The 19,854-nt window shown below is 38.0% G+C and carries 19 protein-coding genes; 12 read left to right on the forward strand and 7 right to left on the reverse strand.

Features of this window, described 5'->3' with window-relative positions:
* The first annotated feature begins 336 nt into the window (after window positions 1-336).
* Window positions 337-627, forward strand: a complete 291-nt coding sequence (locus ABYD77_RS10755) for a hypothetical protein (RefSeq protein ID WP_372769715.1) — start codon at window positions 337-339, stop codon at window positions 625-627.
* 67 nt (window positions 628-694) lie between these two features.
* On the opposite strand, the gene ABYD77_RS10760 is transcribed toward ABYD77_RS10755, so the two are convergent.
* Both ABYD77_RS10760 and ABYD77_RS10765 read right to left on the reverse strand, forming a co-directional pair.
* Complete coding sequence (locus tag ABYD77_RS10760) at window positions 695-1,030, reverse strand: zinc ribbon domain-containing protein YjdM (protein WP_372769717.1); 336 nt, start codon at window positions 1,028-1,030, stop codon at window positions 695-697.
* A 230-nt stretch (window positions 1,031-1,260) separates the two neighbouring features.
* Window positions 1,261-2,529: a diguanylate cyclase gene (locus tag ABYD77_RS10765; RefSeq protein ID WP_372769718.1), complete on the reverse strand. Its 1,269-nt coding sequence runs from the start codon at window positions 2,527-2,529 to the stop codon at window positions 1,261-1,263.
* Window positions 2,530-3,212: 683 nt separating this feature from the next.
* Between ABYD77_RS10765 and ABYD77_RS10770 the strand changes: the two genes are divergently transcribed.
* The 3 genes from ABYD77_RS10770 to ABYD77_RS10780 all read left to right on the forward strand — a co-directional run bounded on the left by ABYD77_RS10770 (window position 3,213) and on the right by ABYD77_RS10780 (window position 7,777).
* Window positions 3,213-3,830 (forward strand): LysE family translocator, encoded by a 618-nt coding sequence (locus ABYD77_RS10770; RefSeq protein WP_372769720.1) that lies wholly within the window; start codon window positions 3,213-3,215, stop codon window positions 3,828-3,830.
* 8 nt (window positions 3,831-3,838) lie between these two features.
* Window positions 3,839-4,483 (forward strand): NAD-dependent epimerase/dehydratase family protein, encoded by a 645-nt coding sequence (locus tag ABYD77_RS10775; RefSeq protein ID WP_372769722.1) that lies wholly within the window; start codon window positions 3,839-3,841, stop codon window positions 4,481-4,483.
* Window positions 4,484-4,813: 330 nt separating this feature from the next.
* On the forward strand, window positions 4,814-7,777 hold the full coding sequence (locus ABYD77_RS10780; protein ID WP_372769724.1) for a TonB-dependent receptor domain-containing protein: 2,964 nt from the start codon (window positions 4,814-4,816) through the stop codon (window positions 7,775-7,777).
* 62 nt (window positions 7,778-7,839) lie between these two features.
* Here the strand turns inward: ABYD77_RS10780 and ABYD77_RS10785 are convergent, their stop codons facing one another.
* A complete protein-coding gene (locus tag ABYD77_RS10785) occupies window positions 7,840-8,052 on the reverse strand; it encodes a hypothetical protein (RefSeq protein ID WP_372769726.1) in 213 nt (70 codons plus the stop codon).
* Window positions 8,053-8,361: 309 nt separating this feature from the next.
* Window positions 8,362-9,309, reverse strand: a complete 948-nt coding sequence (locus tag ABYD77_RS10790; RefSeq protein ID WP_372769728.1) for a DUF368 domain-containing protein — start codon at window positions 9,307-9,309, stop codon at window positions 8,362-8,364.
* Between the two features lie 226 nt (window positions 9,310-9,535).
* Here ABYD77_RS10790 and ABYD77_RS10795 point away from each other — a divergent pair, with 226 nt between their 5' ends.
* The 7 genes from ABYD77_RS10795 (at window position 9,536) to ABYD77_RS10825 (ending at window position 13,978) form a co-directional block, all read left to right on the forward strand.
* Window positions 9,536-10,555: a diguanylate cyclase gene (locus ABYD77_RS10795; protein ID WP_372769730.1), complete on the forward strand. Its 1,020-nt coding sequence runs from the start codon at window positions 9,536-9,538 to the stop codon at window positions 10,553-10,555.
* A 181-nt stretch (window positions 10,556-10,736) separates the two neighbouring features.
* Window positions 10,737-11,894, forward strand: a complete 1,158-nt coding sequence (locus ABYD77_RS10800) for a trypsin-like serine protease (protein ID WP_372769732.1) — start codon at window positions 10,737-10,739, stop codon at window positions 11,892-11,894.
* A gap of 52 nt (window positions 11,895-11,946) precedes the next feature.
* On the forward strand, window positions 11,947-12,270 hold the full coding sequence (locus ABYD77_RS10805) for a hypothetical protein (protein ID WP_372769734.1): 324 nt from the start codon (window positions 11,947-11,949) through the stop codon (window positions 12,268-12,270).
* Window positions 12,248-12,916 carry a response regulator transcription factor gene (locus tag ABYD77_RS10810; protein ID WP_372769736.1) on the forward strand — a complete coding sequence of 223 codons (669 nt, stop codon included), beginning with the start codon at window positions 12,248-12,250 and terminating at the stop codon, window positions 12,914-12,916. The genes ABYD77_RS10805 and ABYD77_RS10810 overlap by 23 nt, the downstream gene beginning before the upstream one ends.
* A 79-nt stretch (window positions 12,917-12,995) precedes the next feature.
* Window positions 12,996-13,301, forward strand: coding sequence for a hypothetical protein (locus tag ABYD77_RS10815; protein ID WP_372769738.1), 306 nt, complete (start codon window positions 12,996-12,998; stop codon window positions 13,299-13,301).
* A gap of 61 nt (window positions 13,302-13,362) precedes the next feature.
* Window positions 13,363-13,521 carry a hypothetical protein gene (locus ABYD77_RS10820; RefSeq protein ID WP_372769740.1) on the forward strand — a complete coding sequence of 53 codons (159 nt, stop codon included), beginning with the start codon at window positions 13,363-13,365 and terminating at the stop codon, window positions 13,519-13,521.
* A gap of 229 nt (window positions 13,522-13,750) precedes the next feature.
* Complete coding sequence (locus ABYD77_RS10825) at window positions 13,751-13,978, forward strand: ATP-binding protein (protein ID WP_372769750.1); 228 nt, start codon at window positions 13,751-13,753, stop codon at window positions 13,976-13,978.
* A 182-nt stretch (window positions 13,979-14,160) separates the two neighbouring features.
* Here ABYD77_RS10825 and ABYD77_RS10830 read toward each other — a convergent pair whose 3' ends face one another.
* The 3 genes from ABYD77_RS10830 to ABYD77_RS10840 all read right to left on the reverse strand — a co-directional run bounded on the left by ABYD77_RS10830 (window position 14,161) and on the right by ABYD77_RS10840 (window position 19,317).
* The gene (locus ABYD77_RS10830) at window positions 14,161-14,628 is read right to left on the reverse strand and encodes a low molecular weight protein-tyrosine-phosphatase (protein ID WP_372769742.1); all 468 of its coding nucleotides are present in this window, start codon (window positions 14,626-14,628) and stop codon (window positions 14,161-14,163) included.
* Between the two features lie 114 nt (window positions 14,629-14,742).
* Window positions 14,743-18,042, reverse strand: coding sequence for a response regulator (locus ABYD77_RS10835; RefSeq protein WP_372769744.1), 3,300 nt, complete (start codon window positions 18,040-18,042; stop codon window positions 14,743-14,745).
* Window positions 18,043-18,051: 9 nt separating this feature from the next.
* A complete protein-coding gene (locus tag ABYD77_RS10840) occupies window positions 18,052-19,317 on the reverse strand; it encodes an ABC transporter substrate-binding protein (RefSeq protein WP_372769746.1) in 1,266 nt (421 codons plus the stop codon).
* A 156-nt stretch (window positions 19,318-19,473) separates the two neighbouring features.
* Between ABYD77_RS10840 and ABYD77_RS10845 the strand changes: the two genes are divergently transcribed.
* On the forward strand, window positions 19,474-19,854 hold a 381-nt coding region (locus ABYD77_RS10845; RefSeq protein ID WP_372769748.1), incomplete at its 3' end, for a DEAD/DEAH box helicase.

The following is a 19,854-nucleotide window of genomic DNA, read 5'->3' on the forward strand; positions in this document are numbered from 1 at the left end:
AAAAGAATATTTATTTCGGTAATAAAGTGGCATTAGTGTGATTTGGTTATTTTAAATGAGTGTAGTACCAGTGAAGATAGCAGAATAAATAGTTAATGGGCTATGGCCATAATCGCCATTCCTTGCGTTGAAAATAATTTATTTAGATGAAATGAAAGCGTACTTTACATCAATAGTCACTTAACAATTTTATTTTTTGCATTCAGCACAGAGAAAATTAGAAACTAAATAGATGAATTATACTCACCTATTTGGTGAATATTTTCCTTTTGTCGTCACTTTGTAAAAACTCTAGAGTAACACTATCGAGAATGCTTACTTTAAAGGAACTAAGTTATGACATGCAGACTATTAATAACTTATCGATTGCTTGCTGCCTTGGTTATTTTACTGCCACTTGTTATTAACCTGATAGTCAAAGGCGATATTGTTTGGTCATTTATTTATGCGCCCATTTTTACCATGTTGGCATTTATCTTAGCTGTTTATTTAGATGACAAAATTGTTGAAAGCTTGCAAGGAACAACGGACCATTTCACAAAGCATACAGCTGCAAAGACACCCATTAGAAAAATAAATCAACCTTTAATAACGCGTTTCAAATCAGAGCATTGTTGTATAAAGTAGCTAAACAATATGAGAAAATTTTAACGGCGAGTAGCTTGCTCGCCGTTTGTTAAGCACACTTGAATTATTATGCTTTTTTTACGAATTTGGCGGTAACCATCATCTCGCCTACACCGTCAACTTTGCAGTCTAACTCATGATCTTTTTTGTCAAATACACGACGCACCACCGCTTTAGTACCAATTTTAATCACTTGCGAGCTGCCTTTGATTTTAAGATCTTTAATGACAGTTACTTTATCGCCTTCGGCAAGTAATGCGCCATTTGCATCTTTCACTTCAATCGCATCTTCTTGTGCTTGCTCTTCGGGGTTCCATTCAAATGCGCACTCTGGGCAGACTAAGTTTTCTTGATCTTGATAAACGTATTCTGATTGACAGCTTGGGCAAGGAGGTAACGACATAATAATTCTCTGTTCCTGTTTTATTTTCGCCCTATTTTAATAAATTAAGCCCTATTAAGCGAGTGGTTATTAACAATAAACACTCTGTAATTTAAGTATCTAACAGAAGAAACCTAATTTAGGTTAAGAATGCGCGCTAAAATTCAAGCGTGTTTTAAAACGCCCACAAACGGATGTGTTTAGCTGTGTAGACAATAATGAAAATTGAATACCGAGCAAACTTTTACTTTTTAATTATGTGCAACAACCCGGTTGCGGCCTTGCCTTTTTGCTTGGTAAAGAGCTTTATCTACACGTTTGAACAATGTTTCAAAATTGTTATCATCATGAGCTTTCATTACTAGTCCAATACTTACTCTCGCCAAAATGCCGCCTTTTTCCGTTGGGACTGGATTGTTCGATTGGTATTCGCGTATGCGTTCAGCTACACGCTTAGCTTCTTTAAACAGAGTATTTGGCAATATAATAGCAAACTCTTCACCACCGATACGTGCTAGCACATCCTCATCTCGTAAATTAGCAGTTAAGCTTTTTGCAAATGTCTGCAAAACCAGATCGCCTACTGGATGACCATACTTGTCGTTAATTTTTTTAAAATGATCAATATCAAGCGACATCAACGCAAAAGGTTCTTTACTTCTATCAGCTCGTTTAAATTCACGTTCAGCGGTTTCAATAAAATAGCGACGATTATAAATGTTGGTTAAATAGTCTGTATTAGCTTGTTTGCGAAATTGCTCTTTCAATTCGTAAAGTTCTGTAACCTCTGTAGAAAAGCCAATAAGGGATTTGCTTCCATGGTGTTCAAATGGCACTTTTACACTTAAATAATGTCTTTTGTTACCGTTATCGTCCGTCACTGTCTCTTCAATAGTTTGTTTTGTACCACTGGCAAACAATTCCGTGTCACTTTCATGAAAATGCGCAGCCATATCTGGTGGCAGAATATCCTGCTCTTTTGCACCTATAATGTGCTCTACTGGGAGCCCAAAAAGCTCGGAAACTTTGGCATTTACATAGATAAATTCACGTGAATCATCTTTCATGTATATATGTGCTGCGACATTATCTAGCACAATATCGAGTAACTTGTTTTGTTCTTCCACTTTGCTTTGAAGATGACGTTGTTCGGTAATATCGTTTGCGATGCCACACACGCCAATTAAGTTATTATTCTCGTCATACAGCGGTTTTTTGATGATTTGATAAGTGACTTCGCGGTTAAATGCTTTTACGAAATTAGTTTCTTCTTTTCTTAAAGTTTTTCCGGTACGCATGACCATTTGGTCGTTTTCGATTACTTCTCGTGACTGTTCCAAATCAAAAAAGTGACTATCGTCTTTACCTAGAACTTCTTCTTGAGGTAAATCAAATACAGCTAACACAGCTTGATTTACGTAGGTATAGCGTCCTTTTAAATCTTTGCTAAAAATACAGGCTCCAACTACGCTCAGCATGCCTTCTAAAATAGCAACTCTCTCTTTTAACTCTGCCGTCATCTATCACCTAACGTTTTTGTTCCGGGAAATAATTTACTATCTTGATACAGCAAATCATTGCACCAAAACGATTGTAATTCGAACAATAGCATTTAATTAAATTCAGTATATAGCAATTTAGTCTGATGAAGAAACTTTATGCATTCAAACACATATAATCGACATTAAGTCATACACTTAATGACGTTTTACGTTCTCAATCGATGTGCGTTATGCTTGAATAACGGTTATAAATCAAGCAATCACGTCGTTATAATTAAGTTTCCGATTATAAGAAAAACAATTTGTGTGATGCCCTTGTCAGATTGAGTCGTAAATAAGATTTTTAGAATCGAAAACATATCTAGTCTGATAAGCTAAACAGAGTAAGTAACGAATTTACAAAGTCCCCAATCTTAAGACGTATGATGCGGTAGAAAGGGTGCATTGGTATGCTGGTTACAACAGGACAAGGATACTTTAGCGTTTCTGTTACTACATTTGAGCAATCAAAAACTAAATTTTTTATCAACTTAAAACCATAGTAACCCATTTGTTGATCATACTTAATGTGTGAAGATAATATATCGTTCTTATTAAGACAGTATTTAAACATCGAAACACTCAATAAAGATAGTGCATTTGTGTTTGTATTCTTGAATGAATATGTTAAACCATTTCAACTGTGAAATTTTGGAGTATATATGGAATTTGGACTTTGGCTTAGTTTAGCCGGAATTTGTGCTGTAGGTGCAATGTCACCTGGACCTAGTTTGGCTGTAGTCTTGTCGCATTCGATGGAACAAGGTTCAAAACACGGGTTAATTGCCAGTGTCTCACATGGTATTGGTGTAGGCATTTATGCTGCGCTTGCTTTAATTGGCTTAGCAGGTCTTATCCAACAATTTCCAATTGCCTACAAGGCGATACTATTTGGTGGCGCTATATATTTAATGTATTTGGCTTTCAACATTTTAAGGGCAGGCAAAAGTAAGTTCAGTTTTGATAAAGCAAGCTCTACAAGTTCTCTTTACGCTGCTAGAGATGGTTTTGCGATTGCTTTTTTAAATCCTAAATTGGCAATTTTCTTTTTAGCACTCTTCTCGCAATTTATACATCCTGAAACCATTACTGTGTATCAGGGCATAATTATGTGTTTAACCGTGTTTATCATTGATACACTTTGGTATTGCATTGTCAGTGTAATTACCAGTAAAGCAAACCAGAAATTCGACCTTACCCGTTACGCGCATGTTATCAATAAACTATTAGCTTTTGCCTTTTTATTGCTGGCTTTACGCGTTTTAATTACAAATATTTAGGCCTTTTAATGTCAAAAAAAGCAATCGTTATTGGTGCAACAGGCTTAGTTGGCAACGAGCTTGTTACATTACTTTGCCAAACAAATGACATTTCTGAAGTTGTTGTAATTGCAAGAAGAGAACTCACTTTTTGCCATGCAAAACTAAAATGTCACATTGTCGATTTCGAAAAGTTAGCAGAGCACAGCCATTTATTTAAAGGTGATGTGCTTTTTTCATGCTTAGGTACTACTAAAAAGAAAGCAAAAACAGTTGAGGCGCAGCGAAGAGTTGACCTAAATTACCAATATTTAATTGCCGAAATGGCAGCTAATAACACTATACAAGATTACTTACTCGTATCTTCTAGCGGTGCAAATAGCAATAGCCGCAGCCCTTACCTTAAAATGAAAGGAGAGCTTGAAGAAAAAGTAAAAGCACTTTGTTTTAAACGCATTTCAATTTTACAACCATCATTATTACTTGGTAAACGGCAAGAGTTTAGAATAATGGAAACTCTCGCAAGTGTAATTTTACCAATAATTTGTAAGCTTCCTTGGTTAAAACGTTACAGGCCAATCTCTGGGCAGCAGGTAGCACATAAACTACTTGATGTTTACCAAAATCAAACGGAGCACCAAGCCGTTTATGCGTTAGAAGAGCTGTTTAGTTAGTAACAACTAACCACAGGTTTGCGTTGCGTAAAACCCTACATAGGCCACATTCAAATTAATGCAGAAAATACAATTTAATTTATTTTTTACTTTTAGAATACGATTTTAAGTATTCAAAACAATCTAGAGCCCTGCCTTCATAAAATTAAGGTCATGAGTATTCAAATACTTAATGCAAAGTAATCTTAATCACAAGCAATTTATAATAAAGCCTTATCCGATTGAGAATAAATTATAATGTATACAATCTTTACACAACACACCCCATTCTGTAACATAAAATAACACACTGTATACATTATACCTTTAAATCAATTAGGATATGCAATAATGATAAAAACAAGCAACATTCTTAAACGCTCTGCTTGCGCACTTGCTGTAGCATCTGCAATAGCAGTTAGTTTACCTGCATTAGCTAACGATACCTTTAACGGCACTGTAAAAGGTGTGGTATCAAGCGCTGATCAGCAACAACTCGCAAACGCGACTGTAACGCTTAAACATAAAAGCAAAGGGGTTACTCGTTCAATTACTACATCAGATGATGGTAGTTATACACTTCGTAAACTTCCGATTGGTGAGTATACACTTACTATTGAAAAAGAGGGTTACGAGCAAGTATTAGAGCAAGACATCTTAGTTACAGTTGGTGGCTCAGTTGTATTTAACAATACCATGTATTCAGCTGGTACAAATATGGAAACCATTGAAATCACTGGCAGCAGAATTGCCCGTGTGGATATGGAATCATCTACAGGCGGTATTGTGGTAACACAAGCTGAGTTGAAACGATTACCCGTTGAAACAGGTTTTGAAGCAATTGCCCTACTTTCTCCAGGTGTTGTAAGTAACGGTGAGTTTGGTGCTGCCAGTATAGGTGGTAGCTCTTCTGCAGAAAATGCGTACTACCTAAATGGTATTAATATCACCAATATCAAAACGGGTATTGGTTCAATTAATCTGCCTTGGGAAGGTGTTGCGCAAACTGAGGTTATGACTGGCGGTATTGATCCAAAATTTGGTGGTGCATTAGGTGGTATTGTTAATGCTATCTCAAAATCAGGTAGCAATGACTGGGAATTCGAAGCATATGCACGTATTGACCCAGAAGCGACGCGTTCACATCATAAAAATATGATTGACCGTGAAGGAAACTACTTCTCAAACAGCGAACAAGATGAAAGCACGTTCACACGTTTTTCATTCTCCGCAGGTGGCGCATTAATTGAAGACACGCTTTTCTTCTATGGTGTTTATGCACCGCAAAAAAGCGATTATGAGGCAGCTGGCAGCAATACCATTGATATTGGTGAGAGCACTTCAGACCGCTACCTAGCTACAGTAGACTGGTTTATCACTGACGATCATTCACTTACAGCAACTGCTATTGGCTTTACCAACAAAGGCAAGGGTAAAACCTATGCAAATGATTGGGAAACGCAAGAAGTTGGCGAATATTTAAGTGATTATAAATCACGTACCGGTGGTGATATTTTTGGTTTAACTTACTCAGGTATTATCAATGACGATATGTCAGTTGAAGTTGTTGCAGGGCGCACTGTTGATAAAACCTATAACTCTGCAACAAGCTCTGATCCGCTAGTTTGGTCACGATTGACTGGCGGTTGGGTGAAACTATCGCAAGAATCAGCTTCTTCGATTACTGAGGCTGAATTTATTCGCGACCAATTACGTGCTGACTTTAGTTGGACGTTAGAAGATCACGACATCAAAGTGGGTTTCGATTACGTTAATATCGACGTAGATTACGTTAATAGCCCGAATGGTGTTGATGACCGCGCTGGTTGGTGGTACCCGATGTATGCGTGGAATGGCAATCCGGTGGACCATCCAGCAGGTCAACCATTTATCCAGCAACGCGTTCGTACCGACTTTACTGATTCAGAAGTAAATTCAACCGCATTTTATATTCAAGATACCTGGACAGTAACAGATCAATTGACACTTAACCTAGGTTTGCGTTATTCAAGCGTTTACAACACAGTTTCAACCGGTGAAAAATATGTTGATGTCGATAACCAAATCGCGCCTCGCTTACAAGCTATCTATGACTTAGGTGATGGCACATCAAAAGTGTATGCAACATTTGGTCGTTATTACCAACCTGTTTCAGCAAATATGAACATAACCCAAGGTGGTCAGCGTCGTGATATTAGTTATTACTACGAAGTAGGCGAAGTAGATGGCAATGGACAATCTGTGTTATTACCGGATGGTTCTCCAAGCACAGGCGCATTTATTGGTGAAGATGAAGTACAAACAGGTGAAATTGATACTGGTATGATCGTCAGCCAAGACCTAGAAGCCATGTATTCTGATGAAATTACCATTGGCTACCAAGGCGAGTTTCTTGATGGCGACCTAGTTTATGGTGTTCGCGGTATTTACCGTGACTTAAAAGAATCCATTGAAGATACAAACTATGCACCTGTGATGCGTAAATGGTTTGCAGAAAATGGTATCAATAACGCTCCAAATTATGCTTATATCTTAAATAACCCAGGTACTGACTTAGAAATATTCTATGATACAAATGACGATGGAAATGCAGAGCGCATTTTGATCCCAGCAGACTATATCGGTTTACCTGATCCAGAGCGTAAATACGGTGCAATCGAAAACACCCTATCAGGCTCAATTGGCAGTGATTTCCACTATAACGCATCATACACTTGGTCGCATAGCTGGGGTAATACGGAAGGTTTAGTACGTACCGATAACGGTCAAGCTGATCCAGGTTGGACAACGTCTTATGACTATGCTGATTTAATGGATCACTCAAGTGGTAATTTGCCTAATGACCGTCGTCATTCATTCAAAATGAATGGTTATTACAACATCACGGATGAATTAGTACTTGGTTTTAATATGCGTATCACATCAGGTGTGCCAATCAGTAAGTTCTCTCGCCACCCACTGGGTGTAGATAGCTGTGCTGAAGGTTCGGTATGGGATGAATGTAATAGCCGTGGTTATGATCATGTGTCTTTCTATGATGCAGACGGTAACCCTGCACCACGCGGTACATTTGGCGAAACTGACTGGTTAAAAGAGTTTGATTTAAGCCTTGCATACAACATTTCAGTAGCAGGCAATCCGTTAGAGCTAAAAGCGACAGCATATAACTTGTTTAACTTCGATACACAAACATCGGTTGTGCAAGCTAACGCTCGTGATGGTGCCAACGGTCAAGAAGTGAACCCTAATTGGGGTATGACATCAGGTCGTTTAGGTGCTCGTTACATCAGCTTTGAAGCACGTTACGCTTTCTAATACGCAAATACTAAAAAGCCCGAAGCACAGTTTCGGGCTTTTTTATACAAAAAAAACAACAGTTAGCTGTTAGGTTCAAACTCACTGGACAGTATAAGTTGCCCTTGTTCATCACAGATAATGTAGTTCTCTTGCGTTAAATAATCGATTACAGTATCAACATCGCTTTCTGCCACTCCCGACAACACTAATTCATGGCGCTTAATTGGCTTTGGATGATTCGTCATCAATTCGCTCAATACCACGCGCATTATTAACTTATTTTTACGACACATAACACTTCACTAACGGTTATTTTATGTTCAAGTAATTTGTATCATAAAAAATAGATTTAGCACACTTTTTATACCCATTCTGTTAAGAATGTGATCAGTGATTGCGCTGCTAACTGAAATGATAACAAGGCATAATTTTTTTTATGCAGTTGTTTTACAATGATAAACTATAACGCAGTTAACATGATATTTAGTCCGCTAGGATGATCAGATACTTAAGTGAACTGGTATTATTCAACCAGTGTTATTTAAGTCAATAAAAAGCCCGAGACAGCCGCTCGAGCTTTAATCACTAAAATTATGTAAGATTTAGCCTTTCGGCTTATCAACAGTAATTTTTTCAATTGCTAAAATTAAGCCTAATCCAAATACCGCTAAAGCAAAACAAATCAATGTTTGTGGATCTTGCCCTGTCACCATTTGATATGTTTCCGGGCCAATGTTGGTTTGGCTTAATGGCTTCTCAATACCTTTTGAATTGGTATAAGTACTTACTACTTGTTTCCAAGGCCAAAGCAAATTAAGCGAGCCAAATAAAAAACCTGCCAATAAAGCAAAAGTGACGTCTCTAAAGCGCGCTAACAACCAGCCTAAAAAGTGCGAAAATGTCATTAAGCCAACAATACAACCGCTTAAAAACAGGGCAATCAGTGCTAAATCTAACGATGTTACAGCAGCTAATACATGTCCATACATGCCTAGTAAAAGTAAAATAAAACTGCCAGAAATACCCGGTAAAATCATAGCGCAAATAGCAATCGCACCTGCTACAAAATAATACCACCAGCTCGCATTAGCTTCAGCAGGCGCTAAAGAGGTAATGGCAAAGGCAATCACGGTTCCTAAAATACATGCTAAAACTGTTTTTATATCCCATTTTTCAAGCTGTTTAGCAATATGTAAAAATGAGGCAATAATCAATCCAAAGAAAAAAGACCAAACAAAGGTTTGATGATGTGCTAATAAATAAGTAATTATTTTAGCAAGTGATAATGCACTAATCGCTAAACCACTAAAAACAGCCACTAAAAAGTTTCCGTCAATGTGTTGCCAAAGTCCTTTGATACCCTGCTCTTTTAATATTTTGAATGCAGTTAAATTAACACTGCGTATGGCGGTAAGTAATCGTTCGTAAATCCCCGTGATAAATGCAATGGTGCCACCCGAAACGCCAGGTACTACGTCAGCTGCGCCCATACCTGCACCTTTCAAAAAGGTCATAGCATAGTCTCTCAGCGTGTCTTTTTGCTGTGACATAGCCTTAGTTTTCTCCTTAAATAAAAACTAGGCGTATATTAGGTGAAGTGGCTGAAGAATACTATCGTGGCACACAGAGAATAACTTATTAATTAAATAAAAATATGGGATGTTTTTTGTATTTATTGCGCTATATCAAATAATAAATATGCCAAAGACATACTATAGTATAAAAACAAGTACACTCTTTGTGAATGGATGCACTGCATGTAAAGGCGGTAGTAGTATGCTTACTCCTCAACAAGCACGCCAAAGGTTGCGTCGTATCAGTTCTCTTAACATTGAGCTAGCTGAAAGTTTTGATCAACTATTAAATGACCTACTTAGTGAAGGGAAGCATTTCCTTTGTGTCGATAAAATATCAGTTTGGTTAATCGATAACATTGACGTCCCAAAGAAATTAAATTGCATTGCAACTACTGAGTCAAAAATCTGTACTTCGAGCAGTTTAGGCATTCATAAATACCCCAATTATTTTGAAAATATTTTGCTTGGCAACACAATTGCAGCAAATAATGTGGCTACTGACATCAGAACTACAGAACTCCAATCGCACAATCAAACCAATACACGTGCAATATTGGATACCGTCATTTTTCATAATGGAAAACCGCAAGGAGTAGTATCTTGCGAGTCAAATATACAGCATCACATTTGGCATGATGAGGATATTATTTATGCTGAATCGCTCGCCGACAGTTGCAGTAGAAGATTGATGGCATATGAAACACTAAAATTACAAAAACAATTAAGAGAACTTGCTTTCGTTGACACGCTTACGGGCTTAAAAAACCGCCGTTATTTTAATGAACGAGTGCAAAGTGCGAAAAATTCTCAGTACCGCCTTCAATCACCACTTTCCTTAATCATGATAGATCTTGATCATTTTAAACGCATTAATGATGAGTTCGGGCACGAACTGGGAGATATAGTATTAAAACATTTTGCTAAAAATTGTTTGGGAAAGTTGCGTCTTGAAGATACTTTGTGTCGTTATGGCGGTGAAGAATTTATTGTTATTTTACCCTACACTACCGAAGCTCAAGCCGGATTGTTAGCTGAGCGCCTTCGCACATCTATTGAAAATATGTCTATATACCACGAACAAAAGGTAGTAAAAGTCACTGCAAGTTTTGGTGTTGCCGAAATGGGCTTAGAAGACTCTATAGAAGAAACAATAAAAAAAGCTGATATTGCTGTTTATGCAGCAAAAAAATCAGGCCGTAACTGTGTTGTTAGCAGTTAAAAAAAGCACTTACCAATAACGATATTTAGTTTTAATCTAATAGAAAAAACCAATCACAACATTTCAAAACACCCCCACAACAATTGGATACAAAACGATACAATCCGACAATTTACAGCAATAAACATCTGGCGATAATTTAAGTAACTTAGTAACAAATCGTTAACAGGAGTTATAAAAAATGAAAATGTTACTTCCAATCATCGCTCTTGCAGGCCTATCAAATGGCCTTGTAGCTAAAGAGTTACCAATTAAACTAAAACAGGCAATGGATTCAGTTCGCATTGTAGGAGGTGAGCCAACTAAACTTGGTGAACGCCCATGGATGGCATCAATGCAATTTGATCAACAACACTTTTGTGGTGCTTCAATCATCAATCAAGATTGGGTATTAACTGCTGCACACTGCGTGGAGTCGTTAAAAGCATCTGAGCTGTCAAGTTTATCGATTCGCTATAACTTTATTGAACATGCAAGTGAGCAAGGTCAGCGCGTTAATGTTGAAAACGTCTATATCCACCCAGATTACCTTGCCGGAAAATCAACAGATGTTGCCTTGATTAAACTTGCTTCGCCTATTACGGATGTTGAATATGTTAAATTAGCAACTGATGCAGATGCTGGCCAAATTCAGCCGGGTATTGAAGCCATTGTTTCCGGGTGGGGCACAACTTCTTCAGGTGGTGATGTGTCAGCTCAATTACTGCAAGTTAAGGTACCGCTTATTTCTAATGAAGTTTGTAATAGTACTTCAGCCTACGGTGGTAAAATTGCAAACACTGAAATTTGTGCAGGTTTTGCTGCTGGCGGTAAAGATTCATGCCAAGGGGATAGTGGTGGCCCATTGGTGATTGCAAGTAATCAAGGTCCCCTTCAAGTTGGTGTTGTAAGTTGGGGTGATGGCTGTGCAATGCCGAACAAATATGGTGTGTATGCACGTGTTTCTAGTTTTAAAACATGGTTTGATGATGTAATTACAAATACTGAAAATCATGCAGGGATCGGGTCAGGTGGCCAAGAGCCAGGAGAACCAAACCAACCTGGCGATAGTGTAGGTCAATTGCTAACAGGTTTATCGGCAGAAGCAGACCAAATCGTTGGCTTTGAAATTGAAATCCCTGAGGATGCAAAAATCCTTTGGATTGATACACGTGGTGGTGAAGGCGATGTAGATTTAGTCCTTAATGGCGAAGATAAGTTCAGTGAAAAGTATTACTCTGTAATGGAAGGTAACGATGAGCACATCTTAGTTAAATTTCCACAACCGGGTGTATGGACATTAAAACTTCATGCCTATGAAGCATATAAAAATGTCGAACTGGCTGTAGTTGTTCGCTAGATTTCCTTGATGTTAAAAGAGAAGCCATGCTTCTCTTTTTTTGGTAGTTCGTATGAGATTTGTATTACTTACGTTATTAATGAGCATTTCACCTTTAACAGAAGGAAAAATTGAACCACTTTATGGTGTTACTGTGGGAGACGCGGTAGTAAACGTGAAAGTTAAAAGTCAAGGTTGTACCAAAGCTTCAGATTTTGCAGTTGCTATTCGACATCACCGGCTTATCATCACACGCATAAAACCAGATAATTGTCGTGCAAAGTCTAAACTTATTGAGCTTGCTTTACCTTTGCGCAATACTTTTAATAAACCAAAGCTTTATAACCCTATCTATTTAAGTTTGGAGCCAGTCTTTGCAAAAAATTCTTCTTATTGATGATGATGCTTCGTTAACAAGTTTGATCAGTCAATTTTTATCAAGTAACGGGTACCTTGTTAATGTGCTGAATGATGCGATGGCAGCGCACCAAACAATCGATTCGTTTAAACCGGATCTCATTATCCTAGATCTCATGATGCCTGGCATTGATGGTCTTACCTTGTGTAGAGAAATTCGTCCAAATTTTCATGGTGTCATTATGATGCTTACGGCATTAGGGGATGATATCGATGAAGTCACTGGATTGGAGTTAGGTGCAGACGACTATCTTTGCAAACCAGTAAAGCCACGACTGCTACTTGCACATATTCGAGCACAATTAAGAAAATCCTCCTTATCAGAAGGGATTATCAATAGTTCTGGTTTACTAATAGATACCCGAAAACGAATTGTATCGATTAATGGCAGTCAGGTTGAGCTGACTACCGCCGAATTCGACCTGTTAGCGATTTTAGCTAATCACAAAGGACAAGTGATTTCTCGCGAAGATCTGCATTTGAAAATCTTTCGTCTCGAATATGATGGCATTGACCGTTCAATTGATTTGCGTATTAGTCGAATTCGAAAAAAGCTTGCAGCAGTGGCACCTGATAATCAGCTGATAAAAACAGTCAGAAATACAGGCTACATACTTTGTGACTAACAACAAACTGTATATCACCTCAACTTTAAATGTCATCATTGTTTATCTAATGGAAATAACTGTACACGCTATTCCATGATTGATTTGTAAGGACTTTAAAAGACAAGTCGACGGGATAAAACTCTTAAGTCAACAATTCGAAAGTGAGCTAAACGTCACTGAAGTTTCAACAAGTATTTGGCAAACTCTCGCGTTAGCCCATCCCGATACTGAAATTACTTACTACCACCTATCGGCACTGGATTATGATCCCGAGCTAAAATCTATCGTCAGGTTGTTAGCTAATGGTAAAAGCTATATTGTTCTAACTGACTTAACATTCTATTTAAAACTTAATAGCAATGAGTTCTTACACCTTTACCCTATCCCACCTTGGTATGAATAATCATTTTATTGAACTAAGTATGCCGCTCATCCCGAGCTTTCTTTTACTAGGTTTATTGATCATGCATCAGGTTTTAATACAATTTGAATTAAGTAACCTAATTGACGAGTTTTCAGCTCATGGGATTACGCTAGATAGAAGTTCTAAATATACAATTGAAGAACAGCTAATTCATCAAATCAAAAAGAAAATTGATGAAGAAGAGGACAAATCTGTTTAACAAAGAGATCTGTTGCACGGTGTTGTGCATGAACTGCGTAGTCCACTGTCGCGCATGCAATTTCCCTTGATATGTCGCCCAAACAAACGACCCTAATCATAAGCAATTATTTAGGGAAATTGATAATGAAGTGCGAGAGCTGAATAACTTGGCTGGCGAATTACTAAAATATACACACTTAAAGTTTATGGATAAACCATTATGTTTTACCTTAGAACCGATTGACGAAATGATTAAAACCTGCCTTGTCAAAGTAACACCTCTCTACCCAAAGCTTGAGTTCATTTATGATTCAGTACGATGTGACAACCCTTTAATAGTCAGGACATTGAGTAATGTTCTGGAAAATGCTGGACGTTTTGCTAATCAGGCTGTTCAAATATCCTGCTGGTATAGCCAAGGCACATGCAAAATTTGCATTGAAGATGATGGACCTGGGATCCCACCAGGAAGATAGTGCGTATATTTCAGCCTTTTCCCGTTTAACTCAAAACCAGGAAATTAACTCAAGTGGCATAGGTCTCGGGCTTGCTGTGACAAAAAGTATTGTAACTCGTCACAATACTCAAATCAGCCTGGGACAATCAAAGTTAAATGGGCGCGATTCAATATTAGTTTTCCAGCCTATAAAAGTAAGCTTTAAAGCTGGGAAATAAAATGTTCACTTGCATTCTCTATCAGGTCAAGTACCTTTTCAAAACCCTGCTCACCGCCATAATAAGGATCAGGTATTTCATTCACGCCCATATCGCCGTAGCTCAAAAACAACTTTAATTTAGCATGATATTGGCCAGAACAAATCGCTTTTAAATCTGCTAAGTTTTGCTTATCAGCACACAAGATCTCATCAAAATACTCAAAATCATTTTGCGTTACTTGACGAGCTCGGATAGAAGAGAAATCATATCCACGTGCCTCACCTGCTGCACGTGAGCGAGGATCCGGACGCTCACCCGCGTGATAGCCTATAGTACCGGCTGATTCTACCTCAAGATCGATGCCTTGTTTTTCCGCTATGGATTTTAAAACAGCTTCTCCCGTTGGTGAACGACAAATATTACCCATGCATACGACTAGTACTTTATATCGTTTATTGTTCTTGCTCATTTTTTACTACTCTCAACCGCATAATTTATGCCACATCTATATTTACAAAGCTGCTATAACTGTATTTTATTAAAATATTATAACCACTCTGGGTTTATATACCTCTCTAGGGTGCTATTTACCATTTTGAGTCTGGTGAGGTAACCAAGCCAACAATTTATTTAACAAACTGTCTTCAACAATGGGTTTTGCAATGTAATCATCCATACCCGCAGCTAAACATTTTTCCTTGTCTCCTACCATGGCATTTGCGGTCATAGCGATAATGGTGATTTTTTGATAATTCTCGCCAGCTAAGCCTCTGCGGATTGCACTCGTTGCATCATAACCGTCCATTTCGGGCATCTGACAGTCCATTAAAACAAGTGAAAATGGTTGTTGATTTTCACATGAAGCGAGGATAGATAATGCTTCTTTTCCGTTTGCTGCAATTGTTACATCAGTTAAGCCAAGTTTTTTTAAGGTGCTTTCAGCAACAATTTGGTTTACGTGATTATCTTCAGCTAACAAAATACGGGTATGGTTTGCCCAATTGACTGGTTTAACTGTTCCCTTAGTTTTTGTTGCAGGCGTGTCATGGTGTATTACCAAAGGTTCTTGTAACACCTTTGTATTATCCCCTTCTAGCGAAATAGAAAGCGCATCCAATAAATCTGATGCGGTTGCAGGCTTTGGAAAGTAGCCAGAAAACCCTAATTCGGTGAAGAAGGTAGCATCCCCTTGATAGTTCATTGGCGTCATCATAATCAGTTTTGTAACATTATAATTTGCGTGTTGCTTTAGTGCTTTGCCAAGATCTAGCCCCCCAACATTAGGCATTTCCATATCTAAGAATGCAATGTCAAAACATCTTTGGTGAGTTTTGTAGTGTTCTTCACAAGCTGCCATTGCTTGCTCTGCAGACATTGCTTCATAAACCCTTGCCCCCCACATCTCTAATTGGCTACGTAACACCTGAAGATTTGAACCGTTATCATCTACGATTAAAAGATTTAAATTACTGATATCGACGGCTGGAATATCAGCATATATCAAACCACTTTTACCTAAAAGAATTGAAAATTTAAAGCAACAACCTTTTTCTACTTCACTCTTGACACTAATTTCACCATGCATTAAGCCACATAGTTTTTTTGCAATTGCAAGTCCAAGTCCTGTTCCACCATACTTACGAGTTGTTGATGCATCAACTTGAGAAAACGATTTAAATAACTTTTCTTGTTGTTGCTGGGGTATGCCAATGCCTGTATCCATTACTTCACATAATAGTTGCCAGTGTTGTTCATCATACTCATTTAGTGCCGCTTTAATAACCACTTCACCGTTATCTGTAAATTTGATGGCGTTTCCAACTAGGTTGTTTAAAATTTGCCGCAAACGATTTGGATCACCCTTAACATATTTGATATTGATATTAGTAATATCAAGCACTAATTCGAGTTCTTTTTGATGCGCTTGAATTGCAGCTGCTTCAGCAAATTCACTGAGCATGCCAGGTAAATCATATTCTAGGTATTCAAGTTCTAGTTTACCTGCATCAATTTTCGAAAAATCTAAAATATCATTTAATAAGTTCAGTAATGCATTGGCACTACTGATTGCCATACTAGTGCGATGCATCTGCTCTTTCGAAAGCTCACTGTTTTGCAACAAATTCAGCATTCCTAGTACGCCATTCATTGGGGTGCGGATTTCATGGCTCATGGATGCCAAAAATTCGCTTTTGGCTCTATTAGCATGTTCAGCCAGCAGTTTGGCTTGCTCTAAGGCTTTATTCGTTTCAATTCGTTCTGTTACATCTTGCTGTATCCCGACAAAGGCAATCAGCTTTTGATCATTATCAAATACAGGCGATATTTGTAAGTTATTCCAAAATTCACTGCCATCTTTGCGATAATTTACTAGTTCAATTCGAATCTTCCTTTTTTGTTCAAGTGCTGTTCGAATTTGATTAACCGCTTCTCGAGATGTTTTGGGGCCTTGTAAAAAGCGACAATTTTTTCCGATCGCTTCTTGTCCATAACCAGTCATTCTTTCGAAGCCAGAATTAATAAAAATAAGTGGATTGTCTGACTCTGCCGCATCCGAAATTGAAATTCCTAAGTTGCACGCTTCAATCGCTTGCGCTAACAAATCGTTACGTTCTTTTGCTTCTTTTAATGCATCTTGATCACGCTTTTGAATCGTTATGTCAGTGAGAGACCCCGCCATACGAATCGGGTTTCCTTGTTTGTCTCTAAGGGCAGTGCCTTTGGCACGATAAAAGCGATAACTGCCATTTTTATTGCGCAAACGATACTCAATATCATAGGGTTTATTGTTAGTGAGGTGTTGCTCAATACTATCATTCACCCGCGCTTTATCATCGGGGTGAAGTGCATTGAAAAAACTTGATAATGTGCTTGGATATTCCTTCTCATTATCATAACCAAGTAGTACTCTAAACCGAGGAGAGAAAAATACACTTCCTGTTAAAATATCCCAATCCCAAAGCCCATCGTTACTACCCTCTACGGCTACTTTAAATCGCTCTTCACTTTGCTTTATCTCTTTTTCTGATGCTGCTAAGCGACGATAAGGATCCAGCAACAACCTATGACCAATTAAATAAAGTACGATCCATGCAAACACCAAGCTTGCCGCAATTACAGAGGCTATTTTGCTGATAATACTTGTAACACGTTGTTCAATCAGTCGACTATTAAATTGAAAATTAAGAACTAAGCCCGAGTCACCAAGCGGGATAGATGATACAGACTGATATGACAAAGACGCATTAAGTGTTGAAAAAAAAAGCCATTCGCCATTGAGAGTCACAGCATACATGTCGCTATTAATCACATCTTCCAAAAGCGTTGTTAGGCTGCGTTCGAACTTTACAATAAGAGCGCCTTCACTGAGGCCGTTGTATTTAATAGGAACCGCAACTACAAAATAAAGACTTTCTTGCTCTTTGAATAAAGTAATAACATGATCTGTTTCGTCTAAAAGTAGTTTCTCAAGCCATGGTGCTTCAAGATCAATAATCCCTTCTGAACGATTGCTATAAATTAATTCATTTGCAATATTTACCAGCCAAATAGGTTGCTTCTTACCAAGCAGCTGATAACTATTTAAATAATCTGATAACGAAGCTGTCGAAATATCAGACCCCATCACTCCATTAATAAGCATGGGTTGCTTTGCTAAATCATTCAGTAACTGTAAACGAGTCTCTAAAAATTGCTGAACATACCGCGCACTCAACTGTGCCTCAATCTGAGCTGATGTTTTGTGGTATTGACGCATACTGTTATCTGTTGTGTAGCCAACCAATATGGCACTCACCAACACAGATAAAAACAAACTAATTACAACAAACAGCAAGAATGCTCGGTTTGCTGTTAATTTAGAATCTCGCGTGTTGTTAGCCATTAAATGCTCTTAATTCTTAAATACATTAATCCCACCATCAGGCATGTATTTTGCCATGCATAAATCGTCTAAATCGAGCGCTTCATGAGCATCTTGTAAATCATTGGACCATGCACTAAAAGGTTTATGATAAGTTTTGATCAATCCTGTAACCGGAGTATTTATACTTTCTAATTGTTGATGGAGTGCAGCACGCGTAATTTTAATGTCTTTATCAAGGGGAGTACTTTCAAACGCGGTTAAAAATACATTAGCCAAATCATATGCGTGAATAAATCCAGCTGGTGCTGGCAGTGTTTTCTCATCTACAAAGGTATCTGGAAACAAGGCTTTAGCATCTGCAATGGCTTTTTTCGTAAACGCTGATTTATTATCATCTCGCAACGAAAAACATGATTGAATAAAATTTAAATCAACATCACTTTCTAAATATTGATGAACATTATTAAAAAAATCTCCGCCAGTGATGCCCCAGTGACTAATTATTGGCATGCGTTGACTCACTGGTAGATTCGCCATAGCTTCAATAAACTGCCTGCCTTCAATTGCGTTACCCACAAATAAAATACAGTCTGCTTGTTTGTTTGCAATATCACGCAACATAATTTTGGCTTGATTTATTTTCGTGTTCCAACGAAACCAAGTTACGCTATTTTCGGCGTTACTCTCAAGCGCTTTACTCATGGTCGCATAATTGGACTCACCCCAGGGGGTTTTCTCTAACAACATCTGTGGACGCTGACATTTACGTTGCTGTTGGGCATATCTGACTATTCGATAGCCAGCTTTAGTATCATCTACCGAAAGGCGATATACCCAGTTTTTGCCCGCATCATAACGAGTAATAGGACCACCCGCCGCCCAAGGTACCAACAGCAGAATGTCATTTTGATTAATAAAATTTTTATATTTTATATAAGGGGGGGAATGTAAACCGCCTAGCATAAATAGCGCGTTTGGATCGGCTAAGAATTGCTTCATATGCATCAAACTGCGATTACTATTACCACGATGATCTTTTTCTATAAAATTAAATTCAATGTTATCGAATTTCAATTGTTGTTGTGAAAGCGCTGTCATAAAGCCAATTTTCATAGCCTTAGCAGATTGACCATGATTCGTATAATCTGAGTCGTGATAAATATTAAAAACTCTTTTTTCTGCAAGAAGTTGTGTTGAAGTTAATAAAAAAGAAAATAGCATTAACCGATGAAAAAAATGCATATATTGGCCCACGTGATCTTTATTACATATACAATAGCCAAAAAATGCCATTTGGTGAAATGCATAAGCACATAATTTTATTAATTTTTATTTCTTAATAATAAATCCATCCACATGCATCCTTTGTACAGCAGAGATCACCAGTTAAATTGCGTTAATCGTTTTTATACTGTACCCTGCTCGGCCGCCTTTATAAGAGTACGTAAAATGCATTTCTCAGACTTAAATCTTTGCCCTGAAATAAACCAAGCAATTAAAGAGCAAGGTTATGAAAGCCCTACGCCAATTCAAGAAAAATCAATCCCAGCAATTTTAGCTGGTCGCGATGTAATGGCTGCGGCACAAACAGGCACAGGCAAAACTGCTGGATTTACGCTGCCAATGCTAGAAATGCTAAGTAAAGGGCCAAAAGTACGCAGTAACCAAGTGCGTGCTCTTGTACTTACGCCAACACGAGAACTTGCAGCACAAGTTTGGCAAAGTGTAGCCACATACAGTAAGCACCTTTCAATGTCATGCCAAGTGGTTTATGGCGGGGTTAAAATTAATCCGCAAATGCTTAAACTACGTAAAGGCTGCGACATTCTC

It is taken from the genome of Pseudoalteromonas sp. (assembly GCF_041629635.1).
Taxonomy (GTDB): Bacteria; Pseudomonadota; Gammaproteobacteria; order Enterobacterales; family Alteromonadaceae; genus Pseudoalteromonas.